This window comes from Brevibacillus sp. MCWH (assembly GCF_013096935.1).
Classification (GTDB): domain Bacteria; phylum Bacillota; class Bacilli; order Brevibacillales; family Brevibacillaceae; genus Brevibacillus; species Brevibacillus aydinogluensis.
Map to the genome: position 1 here is coordinate 118,747 of NZ_SDLF01000007.1, position 11,558 is coordinate 130,304.

Here is an 11,558-nt window from a genome sequence, read left to right on the forward strand (position 1 = left end):
CTGCTGTTCCGGATTGCCCACGACACGATCGCGGTAAACGCATTGCCGCACCAGCCACATCTCCCTTTGCCGGGAATCACTGATTCACACTCTGCACAAAGTGAGTGAATTTTTTTACATTCGCGAAAATTATACCTCTTTTATCAAAAATCGACCATTCCTTACCATTCGACAGATTTTGACAATTACTTCCGGAAGGCAACAAAACGCCCGCGTCTAGAAAACCTGCGCGGGCACGGCAAACGTCTGTATTTCCCTTTTCCTATCAATCCTCATCACTTGGGAGCGGGTCGGCCCGCCGGATACGCCGGGGTGTGTTCATCGGCAATCTCGCGCACGGCGGCCAGGACGATTTGCGCCGTACGGCTGAGCTGCTCCCGACTGATTCTGTCCACGGTGTCCTGCGAGAGCTCCCTCTTTCTGTCAGCGGGTACTGGAGCGACTAGCACGGCGGCGGGAATCCCGGCGCGGGCAAACACGGTCGCTTCTCCCCCTATGCCAGACTCGCCAGGTCGAGCGGCGGAAAAAACGGCCCCCGCCTGCTCTGCCAGATCGGCGGGCAGATTTCGCAGTCCGTCCGCTGTAACCGCCGTCAATTCCCCCGCGTCCGCACTGCCGACGCCATTGAGGCAGAACGCAGCGACGATCTGCTGCTTCTCGGCTTCGGACAAGGAGCGCACGTAGGCATCAGCCCCCCGCGCCCCGTCGTAAGCCGCTCCCAGACTGACGAAACGCACTTCCGTGTCAACCTGCTGACTGGCCAGAAGGCGGGCTGTCTCCAGCAGCACGGCCGCGCCGGACGCTCCCTCGTTGGCCCCCGGCGACGCGGGCGGAGAATCGTGGCGTGCGGTCACCAGTACCGTTTGACCTGTGTTTGCCCCCTTTGGCTTTCGCGCCGCGATCAGATTGTACGACGTGCGTCGGGTGGAGACACCGCCGATTACGTTCAGCTCAGCGGACACCTTTCCCTTTTCCAGCAGACGCTGACGCAGGAGTTCCCCTTCCGTTCGCGGGAGCAGCACGGCAGGTACGGCCATGTCGAGCGGTTCTTCCAGCGGTTCGTCCCATGCTCCGTCGTCGTCGTTGACGAGAATGACTCCCGCCGCCTGGACGGCCGCCGCGTTGCGCACCTTTTCCCCCAAGGGAATCTCTCCCCGCTGGATCAGGACGATCTTCCCTTCCGCCTGTATGCGGCTCATCTCCGCCGCCGTGCCTCTCCCGGCGTCAATGATCTCGGCTGCCGCCCTGCCGTTTGGTCCATGTGTCAAGGCGGTCACGTTCCACATGCGGTCGGGCCAGCCATCCGTGCGCAAGGAGAGCTGGGTCGGCTGGCTGTACACGTAATAGAAAAACGGCTGCAGCTTGGTCTCGTACCCGTACAGGCGAAGCTGCTCTTCCACATAGACGAGGGCGGCAAACTCCGATTCCGTCGCCGCCGCCCGCGGCTGACGGGACAGGCGCTCTACGTGATCGTACAGACTGTCGGCGTCGATCTGTTCCTGCACTCCGGCCGCCGCCCCTGCCGGCAGCGGCAAATGTAAACTCATGACCAGCATGGCGCACAACGTCCATCTGCAATACGCCCTCATGGCATGCTCCTTTCGCAAGGCGTTTGTTTTTATTATGGGCAGGGGCTGTCGCCAGCGTCTAGTCAGAATAGTTTGTCAAATACGGGCACACAGCGTCATAGAGCGACATCATTTGTGGCCCATCCGTAAAATCAAATTGACCCTTGTCCCCCGGTTTGGTAAGGTGGAAGGAGAATCCATCTACTGCTCGACGCGGATTTTTGCCTGTCCGCCGCCGGGGCTGCATGTTTGCGGATGGTTTTTTGCAAACAAAAAATGTCATAATTTTTGCGTAATCATGAAGGAGGATTTCGCCATGCTGTATGTGGATGGCAAGTGGGTCGAGGCTGACGAACTGGCCGTACACCCGGAAGACCGCGGCTACAACTTTGGTGACGGGATCTATGAGGTGGTCCGGATTTACAAAGGGAAAATGTATCAGTGGGACGCCCATCTGACCCGTCTGTTCCGCAGCGCGCGGGAAATCAAGCTGGACCTGCCCTGGACGGCGGCAGAACTGAAAGATATTGCTCAGCAGCTGATCGTCAAAAACAACCTGACGACGGACGATGACGCCATCCTCTACCTGCAGGTGACGCGCGGCGTCGCTCCTCGCCTGCACGATATCCCGAGCGGCATCCGACCGGTCATCATGGGATTTGTCCGGCGCAAGGAACGCCCGCTGGCCGATCAGAAAAAGGGACTGACCGCCCAGCTGGTGGAAGACATCCGCTGGCTCCGCTGCGACATCAAGACGCTGAACCTGCTGGGAGCCGTGCTGGTCAAGCAGTACGCCAAGGAGGCCGGCGCCCAGGAGTCGATCTTGCACCGCAACGGCATCATTACCGAGTGCAGCGCCTCCAACCTGTTTGCAGTCAAGGACAACGCCCTGTACACCCACCCCGCCGACAATCTGGTTCTGCACGGCATCACCCGGCAAACCGTCATCGACCTGGCAAAGGCAAACGGCATTCCGGTGCATGAGGAGGCGTTTGACATCCAGTTCCTCAAGCAGGCGGATGAGCTGTTCCTCTCCAGCACGACGGCGGAAGTGATGCCCATTGTCGCCGTGGACGGCCAACCGGTTGGCAGCGGCCAGGTAGGCCCGATGGTGCAAAAACTGCAGCAGCTGTTCGAGCAGCACATCTATTCCGAGGTGCTCGTGTAATACACTGAAACACATCCTGCTTTCCAATCTACGCAAGTGAAGCGGCTATCCGTATCGGGTAGCCGCTGCTTTTTACTGCTCATTTGACAGCCTCGTTCACGTTTTGGGGGCGCATCCGCAGCCGCAATCCCCAACTCAACAACGCAAACAGCACTCCCAGCAGTCCAAAAACGACGACAGCTTCCATTTTCGCCAGCAGCCATCCCGATACGACAGGTCCGGCGGCCATTCCCATGTACCGGATGAAGTTAAACAGTCCCATCGCACTGCCCCTGTTGTGCTCAAATTCATTTGCCATCATTGTCGAGTACAAAGGAGTTATGACCCCTACACAGATCCCGTACATTACCAGAGCCGTAAACATCCCGATTAACGAAAATGAATGGGTAACGGCAAAAAGCAGAATGCTGCCTGCCGCTACGACGTGTCCGCCTGCACTCAGCGTCTTGAGCGGAATTCGGGCTTGCAGGTAGGTAAAGATCGCGCTTCCCGCCATCGTGCTTAGCGCCAGCGGCAGATAAAGCAGCCCTACCAATTTCAGGCTTGCATGATAGTGATCCGTCAGCAAGACAGGCAGGTATACGATCACGGCGAAATACACGAAGAAAAACAGGAAACTCAAGATCAGTATCGAGCTCCCCGTCCTGTTTGTGAAAATGCCGCCATAGTGATTCAAAAGCCCGCCTTTCCTGACAGATTGTTTCCCTTCCGGAGTATCTTTCGGGAAAAACAGCTGATGGGCCACCAGGAGAATGGCGGAAGCAATTGCGAGAAACCAGAAAATTCCGGGATAGCCATGCCAGTCTCCCATCCATCCTCCCAGTACCGGGGCTACTGCAGGCGCAACAGACAGCAGCATTTGATACGTCCCCATCGCTTTTCCGCGTTGGCTTCCCTGAAACAACCTGCCAATGGTCGCTGCGGCAACAAGCGGGAGAGCAGCAGTTCCTGCCGCTTGCAGAACCCTGAACAGCAAAAACACTGAAAACTGATTGGTGACAGCGCACCCGATGCTGGAAACGACGGTCAACAGAATGGCCGGGATCAGCACAAATCGGGCCCCTTTCCGATCTACGAGCGGTCCGAGAACCATTTGCATGATCGCGGTAACGAAAATAAACAGCGATACCGACAAATTCACCAGGTTCATGGAGACGTGAAACGAGTCCCTGATCAGGGGAATGATCGGCGAGTAAATATTTTGGTTTAACGATGCAAAGAAGGCGCTGATACAAACCAGATACAAAATGAACGCGGCATTACCGTTAGCGCTCTTCACGGAGGGTCCCCTGCCTTTCCGCCAGTTCCTCCTTGATTTGCATGGTCAGTTCTCGGAGGAATTTGAGAATGGCATGCCGCTCCATCTCAGTAAAGCGGTCAAGAAACTGGTAGAACTGCTGTTCTTTCCGCTTGTGTATCGCTTCGTGCATCTCAAACACTTGCCGTCCTTTTGGCGTCAGCCGAAAATACACTTCCTTCTTGTTGTCCGTGAGTTGGAAGCGTTTAATCAGGTCTGCTTCCAGCAATTTTGCCGTGATTTTGGTAATGTTTGCTTTGGACAAGTTCATTTTCTTGGCAATGGCACTGTTGTTGATCGGTTCATGCTGCCCGATACAGTCAATGACGTGAATGCTCGTCATATTTCGGGGCAAGAGTTTTCCCTGTTCACCCGTCGCCTGGTTCAAAAACTCCTGAATGTCGGTATCCGCCCTTTGCTCGTTCAGGTGCAGCAGCTTCATATACTGGTCATAAATCAGCTCGTGTGTCAGATCAGACATTGTTCCTGCACTCCCTTCGGATTTATCGTGCACATTTCTCACACAAAATTGTTAACCAGTAAACACTTTCATTTTATTCGCGGTCGTAAAATAATGTCAATGATCATTGTTGATAAGTTTTCGCAAATAATTTACATGTTAACAAAAGATTTCCGTCCTCACGAGCATGAAAAAAAGCTCTCGGGAGCCGGTGGTTTGGCCCATGAGAGCTTGTCTAATCCGTATTCGTCCATTTGTCTGCCTGATTTCCTCCGACGAAAAACCTGTCCGTCAGCGGCGGAAGTTCCACTCGTCCGAAGCGTAGCGGGTACGAACCAATTCATCGGCCAAAGCCAATTCTTCAGACGTCAGTTCTCCCGGTACCAACTCCACCTCCAGACCGGAAGCGAAGCCGTCGCGGAAGGCATGCACAGCCTCTTGCAGGCTGATCGGCCGGGGGCTTACCTCGTTGATCGTCACTGCCTTTTGCCGGAAGCTCTCCATCATGCGCTGTTTCACGCGCTCGGACGGGAAGTTGAGCAGCGAAAAGAGCAGCTCGACGTCCATCTCCAGGAGAATCGAACCGTGCTGCAGGATCACGCCTTTTTGCCGCGTCTGGGCGCTGCCTGCCACCTTTTTGCCCTCCACCACCAGTTCGTACCAGGAGGGGGAATCAAAGCAGGCTGACGAGCCGGGCGAGCTGTACTTTTCCTTTTCCTCCTCGGTGGCCAGCGAGACCATTTCCGCGTGCAGGCCGAGCCGCTGAAATCCGTGCAGCAGCCCCATGCTGATCACCTTGTACGCCTCCGTCACGCCGGACGGCATTTTCGGATGGCTTTCCGAAACGACGACGCTGTAGGTCAACTCCTGATCGTGCAAGACGGCCCGTCCCCCGGTCGGACGGCGGACAAAGCCCAGCCCTCGCTCACGCAGCGCCTCCAGGTTGATTTCCTTGGCCGCCTTTTGAAAGTAGCCGATCGACAGGGTCGCCGGATTCCACGTGTAAAACCGGACGGTCGGCGGTACCTTTCCTTCGCTGTGCAGTTGCAAAATCGCCTCGTCGACAGCCATGTTCATGGCCGGTGACATGGCTTCCGTGACGAGAAAACGCCATTGTTCCATAGTTCGACCTCCTCTTGCCCCATCCATTGTACGCCGCCGGCAGCCGGGACGACAAGAGACGGACGATTCCATTGCACACGTGGACGCGCCTGTCCCTTATCGTTTCTTCCCCTACGTCACCGTACGATCTCCCTCCATCTTACCACATCATCCAGTCCGCCTGGCGTCGTCACCACCTGTAAAAGTGTCGAAAAGAGGCACTAAGCCGCCGCTCGGAGAATCGCGTAAACAAACAAAAAAGCCGGGCAACCCACCCGGCGCACATGATCCACGTATCGAGGCAGCCATTTTTACGTGACGACAGCCCATGCAAAGCGCACGTGACAGCTCGCCTGATAACCGTCCGTTCGGTTCTGGAAGTATCGTTCCTGGATATCGGCCGAGCTTGCGTTTTCATGCAGACGCAGCCCCACACGTTCCAACTCGACAGCCAGCGTCGACGGGTCGAGGGCCGTTTTCATCGGCTCACCGATCTTGCTTAGCTCCTCCCGCATCTCTTTATCGTGCGGCGCGCCTTCTTCCGGCACAAAGTAATCGAAAATCACTGCACTGCCCGCAGGGGCTATCTCGGCAATGGAACGAAGCGTTGCGAACACTTCGTCGCGCGTCAGGTACATGGTGACTCCCAGCCAGCTAAAAAAGCTCTTCGTCTGCACATCGTACGCCGTACGCTTCAGTGCATCAGCCAGGCGTTCCTTTGTGAAATCCACAGGCACAAAGTGGAGATGTGACGGGGTCTCCCATTTCAATTCAGCCAGCCGATCGCGTTTGAAGGCTTGCGTGGCCGGGTGGTCTGCTTCAAATACCTGCAGTTGACGCAGAAGATCGGGACGGCGGAACGCAAACGTATCCAACCCGGCCCCGAGTATGACATACTGCCCGATCCCTTGTTGTACCGCGAGCTCAAGGTTGTCTTCCGCATATCGCGAGCGGCTGAGAACATGAGACAGTCCCATCGCCTGCAGGAACGGCCGCAGAGCGTCAGCCGCCTGACCGGAGCGTGCCAGGCCGGCTTCCGGGACGGGAATCTGAAGGGCACTGGCCAATCCTTGTTCAATCAGCACACGTCTTTCCTCTGGTATCAGCTCGAAGGCGAGAAAGTCATCAAAAATTTTCGGGGTGTCATTCATGGTATGGTAGGCGCGCATGTAGGCGGTCATGATCGCGGTCAGACTGACGTGGTTTTCTTGCAAGGTTATCTCCTCCTTTGTACTGCCGATCTTACAAGGAATGGAAAGACGGCGTGTACAAAGAAGTATACACAGACCAGCAAATTGTTTCAATCGTTAATTTTTAATCATATCATAAAATTTAAATTTTGTCAAGGGGTTAGGTCTCCAGCTGTGATGTTCGCAGATGTTCGCAATCTGTCGGGAGTCTTCCTGCTCGCAATCCGTATGTGGACAACGCAAAAACCGCCCGAAAAAAACGGGCGGTTTCAATCGGTTATGCTTGTTCCGGCTGGTAACGGAGGATCGGCTTGCGTGCTGCCGTCGCTTCGTCGAGGCGCTTGACCACCGTGGTGTGCGGCGCTTCCTGAACGATTTCCGGGTTTTCTTCGCACTCGCGGGCGATTCTCAGCATGACCTCGATAAACTCATCGAGCGTTTCTTTTGTCTCCGTCTCCGTCGGCTCGATCATCAGACATTCGTCGACGATCAGCGGGAAGTAGATCGTCGGCGGGTGGTAGCCAAAGTCAAGCAGACGCTTGGCGATGTCCAACGTACGGACGCCCAGTTTTTTCTGGCGGACGCCGGAGAGGACAAATTCGTGCTTGCAGACGCGGTCGTACGGCAGCTCGTAGGCCGACGCCAGCTTTCTCATCATGTAGTTGGCGTTCAGCACGGCGTTTTGCGAGACTTGCAGCAGCCCTTCCGGCCCCATCGTGCGGATGTAGGCGTAGGCGCGGACCAGGATGCCAAAGTTGCCGTGGTAGCCTTTTACGCGGCCGATGGACTGGGGACGGTCGTTGTCCCAGTAGTACGTGCCGTCTGCTTTTTTGCCCACGATCGGGGCTGGCAAAAACGGCTCCAGAATTTTTTTCACCCCGACTGGACCGGCACCAGGACCGCCGCCGCCGTGCGGACCGGTAAAGGTTTTGTGCAGGTTGAGGTGGACGACGTCAAAGCCCATGTCGCCCGGCCGGGCAATGCCCAGGATCGCGTTGGCATTGGCCCCGTCGTAGTACAACAGACCGCCCGCTTCGTGGACAATCCGCGCCATTTCCACGATATCTTCCTCAAACAGGCCGAGCGTGTTGGGGTTGGTCAGCATCAGCGCCGCCGTGTCCGGACCGACTGCCTGGCGCAGCGCTTCAATATCCACCAGGCCGCGCTCGTCGGACGGAATCGTCACGGTTTGCAGGCCAGCGACCGCTGCGGAAGCCGGGTTGGTGCCGTGGGCGGAGTTGGGCACGATCACTTTCGTGCGCTGATGGTCACCGCGGCTCTCGTGGTACGCGCGAATCATCATCAGCCCGGTCCACTCGCCGGCCGCTCCCGCTGCGGGCTGCAGCGTCACCGCATCCATCCCGGTGATTTCCGCCAGGTCGTTCTGCAGGTTGTACATCAGCTCCAGAGCACCCTGGACGCTTTCTTCCGGCTGATAGGGATGGGTTTGAGCGAAGCCCGGATAGCGGGCCACATCTTCGTTGATTTTCGGATTGTATTTCATCGTGCACGATCCGAGCGGGTAGAAGCCGTTGTCCACCCCGTGATTGCGGCGGGACAGTTCGGTGTAGTGACGCACGAGCTGCAGTTCGGACACCTCCGGCAGTTCGGTTGGCGTCTCGCGGATCAGATGCTTGGGCAGCAGCGCGGCCACGTCGACTTCCGGCACGTCCAGCGCCGGCAGGTTGTAGCTCACGCGGCCTGGTTTGCTCAATTCAAAAATGAGTGCTTTGTCCTTGTCGTTATGCACGTGTGATCGCCTCCAGTTCCTGCACCAGCGTGTCGATTTCGTCTTTCGTCCTCAGCTCCGTGACAGCGAGCAGCATGTGGCCGGACAGTTCCGAATAGGCAAGGCCGAGATCGTACCCGCCGATGATGCCCTTCGCGAGCAGCGCCTTGTTCACCTCTGCGACCGGCTTGGACAGCTCCACCGCAAATTCGTTGAACACCGGCGCTCCGAAGGTAATCCGGAATCCCTTTGCCTGCAGCGCCTGTTTGGCGTAGTGAGCTTTTTGCAGGTTCATCATCGCCATCTCCTGCACGCCCTGCTTGCCCAGTGCCGACAGCGTGATCGACGCAGCCAGCGCCATGAGCGCCTGGTTGGAGCAGATGTTGGAGGTTGCCTTTTCGCGGCGGATGTGCTGTTCCCGCGCCTGCAGGGTCAGCACAAACCCGCGTTTGCCGTTTTCATCCTTCGTCTGGCCGACGATGCGTCCCGGCATTTTACGCATCAGCTTGGACGTGGTGGCAAAGTAGCCGCAGTGCGGTCCGCCGAACGAAGCCGGGATGCCAAACGGCTGCATGTCGCCGATGACGATGTCGGCTCCCAGCTTGCCTGGAGCTTCCAGTACACCGAGGGAGAGCGGGTTGGCAGAAACGACCAGCAGCGCCCCTTTTTCGTGCGCAATCGGTTCGACCGCCGCCAGGTCTTCCACGGCGCCAAAGAAATTGGGGTACTGCACGATGACTGCGGCAGTCTGGTCGTCAACCAGCGCTTTCAGTTCGGCAAGATCGGTCACGCCGTCGCCGGTGAAGCCCGCTTCGACCAGCTCCACGCCTTGTCCGTAGGCGTACGTTTTCAGCACGCTGCGCGCCTCCGGGTGTACGGCACGGGAGACGACCACCTTTTTTCTGCCGGTGTGGCCAGCCGCCATCATCGCCGCTTCGGCGAGCGCGGTGACACCGTCGTACATGGAAGAGTTGGCCACCTCCATCCCGGTCAGCTCGCACACCATCGTCTGATATTCAAAGATGGCCTGCAGCTCCCCCTGGCTGATCTCCGGCTGGTACGGCGTGTAGGCGGTGAAAAACTCGCCGCGCAGCAGCATGTGGTTGACGACGCTGGGGATGTAATGCTCGTACACGCCGGCACCCAGGAAGTTGACGTGGGTGCTGAAGTTGACGTTCTTGCTGGACAGCCCTTGGAAGTAGCGGACCAGTTCCGGTTCAGAGAGCGCTTCCGGGATGTTCAGATTCCCTTTGAAACGCACCTCTTCCGGGATGTCGGCAAACAGTTCATCCACGCTGGAAATGCCCAGCGCTTCCATCATTTCGCGCTTGTCCTGATCAGTCTGCGGCAGGTAACGGTATTTCACGTGCGAGGTCCTCCTTTTCCACGCTTGCGATTCTTACGTCAGTTTTTCGGCCGTTTGTAGAAGGGCGTGGCCACGACTTCCGCCTTGAGACGTTTGCCGCGTATCTCCACATCCAGCTTCGTGCCGATGGCAGCGAATTCCGCTTTGACCAAAGCCAACCCAACGTTCTTTTTCAGCGTCGGGGACTGGGTCCCGGTCGTCACTTCCCCCACCTGTTGGTCGTCGACAAACACCGGATAATGCGTGCGGGGGATGCCGCGGTCGATCATTTCGATCCCGACCAGTTTGCGGGGCGCTCCCTGTTCTTTCTGCGCCTTTAAAACTTCCTGGCCGATAAACGGCACGTCTTTGTCCACCTTGACGGCAAATCCGACACCAGCCTCGATCGGCGTAATATCCTTGCTCAGTTCCTGACCGTAGAGCGGCAGCCTTGCCTCGAAGCGGAGCGTGTCGCGCGCCCCCAGTCCGCACGGCACCAGGCCGTCCGCTGCGCCTGTCTCGAGTAGTTTCTCCCATACCTGGATGGCGTGAGCAGCGTCCAGGTAAATCTCGAAGCCGTCTTCACCCGTGTACCCGCTGCGGGAGACGAGCGCGGGCACACCGTCAATCAGCACATCCCGTTCAAAGCGGAAGAAGCCGATCTGCGACAGGTCGACGGGTGTCAGCCGCTGCAGGATGGACTCCGCCAGCGGCCCCTGCAGGGCGATCTGGGCTGTTTGCGGAGAAACGTTTTCGATCGTGACGCCGTCGATCAGATGCTGGGAAAGCCAGTCATAGTCCTTGTCGATGTTGGCCGCGTTGATCACCAGCAGGTAGTGATCGTCGGCAAATTTGTACACCAGCAGATCATCCACCGTTCCGCCGTCCGGATAGCACATCAAGCTGTACTGCGCCTGGCCCGGCACCAGTTTGGAGACGTCGTTGGTGGTCACGCGCTGCAGGAATTCCAGCGCCCGCTCCCCTTTTACCTCCACTTCCCCCATGTGGGATACGTCGAACAATCCTGCCTTCGTCCGCACCGCTTCGTGCTCCTGAGTGATGCTGGAAAACTGAACCGGCAGCTCCCAGCCGCCGAAGTCGATGGTTTTCGCCCCGTACTTCTCGTAAATCGGGAAGAGCGGCGTGCGTTTCAAAGTGGACATGAGGCACCTCCTGAACCGAATGAACTGTTTGTTGTAAAGCTGAACACAGCCGGCAAAGCCTCCGACGATCGTCCGGGTTCTTTGCCGCAAACCGATTGGCCCCAAGAAACCCGGAGTCGCCTTGCGTCCGGAACGTGAGCGATCGTTCATAAGGACGCGTTCACGAACGCAAAAAAGGACAGAGCGGAAGAATCGGAAAACGCCAAAGAAGACGGCGCCCCCATGTCTCCCCTCTGTCCTTGGTACCTGAGAGTTACCTTGCCGAAGCGGGCCAACCGGCACAGCTGGCAAGTTTCCCCGTTGGTGGCTCTTGTCGAGCTCTCTCCAGAGATGCGTCAAGTAGAGGTACTTTTGCCTGAGAGATTCACCGTCACCGGCTTGCTCCTTCGGCGCTGTCTAAAGACAGTCTCTCCCTTCTACTATCATTCGCGTTGGATGTTGGGCCATACATAACTTTTTCAATTGATTCCATACTAAACAACAAACCTACACGTTTATCCTACCACGAGCGTGCTTTTTTGAAAATATGCAAATTGA

General features: G+C 57.2%; 9 protein-coding genes and 1 riboswitch. Of the genes, 1 reads left to right on the forward strand and 8 read right to left on the reverse strand.

Annotated elements, in window-relative coordinates; all coding sequences use genetic code 11:
• Nucleotides 1–275: 275 nt before the first annotated feature.
• Complete coding sequence (locus ETC00_RS08875; RefSeq protein ID WP_171565634.1) at nucleotides 276–1,589, reverse strand: M28 family peptidase; 1,314 nt, start codon at nucleotides 1,587–1,589, stop codon at nucleotides 276–278.
• Between the two features lie 295 nt (nucleotides 1,590–1,884).
• Between ETC00_RS08875 and dat the strand changes: the two genes are divergently transcribed.
• Nucleotides 1,885–2,736, forward strand: a complete 852-nt coding sequence (gene dat, locus ETC00_RS08880; protein WP_171565635.1) for a D-amino-acid transaminase — start codon at nucleotides 1,885–1,887, stop codon at nucleotides 2,734–2,736.
• Between the two features lie 79 nt (nucleotides 2,737–2,815).
• On the opposite strand, the gene ETC00_RS08885 is transcribed toward dat, so the two are convergent.
• The 7 genes from ETC00_RS08885 to gcvT form a co-directional block, all read right to left on the reverse strand.
• Nucleotides 2,816–4,015: an MFS transporter gene (locus ETC00_RS08885; protein ID WP_171565636.1), complete on the reverse strand. Its 1,200-nt coding sequence runs from the start codon at nucleotides 4,013–4,015 to the stop codon at nucleotides 2,816–2,818.
• Nucleotides 4,002–4,514, reverse strand: a complete 513-nt coding sequence (locus ETC00_RS08890) for a MarR family transcriptional regulator (protein WP_171565637.1) — start codon at nucleotides 4,512–4,514, stop codon at nucleotides 4,002–4,004. The genes ETC00_RS08885 and ETC00_RS08890 overlap by 14 nt, the downstream gene beginning before the upstream one ends.
• Before the next feature lie 270 nt (nucleotides 4,515–4,784).
• Nucleotides 4,785–5,615, reverse strand: a complete 831-nt coding sequence (locus tag ETC00_RS08895) for a lipoate--protein ligase family protein (protein WP_171565638.1) — start codon at nucleotides 5,613–5,615, stop codon at nucleotides 4,785–4,787.
• Between the two features lie 290 nt (nucleotides 5,616–5,905).
• On the reverse strand, nucleotides 5,906–6,808 hold the full coding sequence (locus ETC00_RS08900; RefSeq protein ID WP_171565639.1) for a class I SAM-dependent methyltransferase: 903 nt from the start codon (nucleotides 6,806–6,808) through the stop codon (nucleotides 5,906–5,908).
• Nucleotides 6,809–7,061: 253 nt separating this feature from the next.
• Complete coding sequence (gene gcvPB / locus ETC00_RS08905; RefSeq protein ID WP_171565640.1) at nucleotides 7,062–8,534, reverse strand: aminomethyl-transferring glycine dehydrogenase subunit GcvPB; 1,473 nt, start codon at nucleotides 8,532–8,534, stop codon at nucleotides 7,062–7,064.
• Nucleotides 8,527–9,879 (reverse strand): aminomethyl-transferring glycine dehydrogenase subunit GcvPA, encoded by a 1,353-nt coding sequence (gene gcvPA / locus ETC00_RS08910; RefSeq protein WP_171565641.1) that lies wholly within the window; start codon nucleotides 9,877–9,879, stop codon nucleotides 8,527–8,529. The genes gcvPB and gcvPA overlap by 8 nt, the downstream gene beginning before the upstream one ends.
• Nucleotides 9,880–9,917: 38 nt before the next feature.
• Nucleotides 9,918–11,021 carry a glycine cleavage system aminomethyltransferase GcvT gene (gene gcvT, locus ETC00_RS08915; RefSeq protein WP_171565642.1) on the reverse strand — a complete coding sequence of 368 codons (1,104 nt, stop codon included), beginning with the start codon at nucleotides 11,019–11,021 and terminating at the stop codon, nucleotides 9,918–9,920.
• Between the two features lie 333 nt (nucleotides 11,022–11,354).
• Nucleotides 11,355–11,447, reverse strand: a riboswitch (glycine riboswitch).
• Nucleotides 11,448–11,558: the final 111 nt, after the last annotated feature.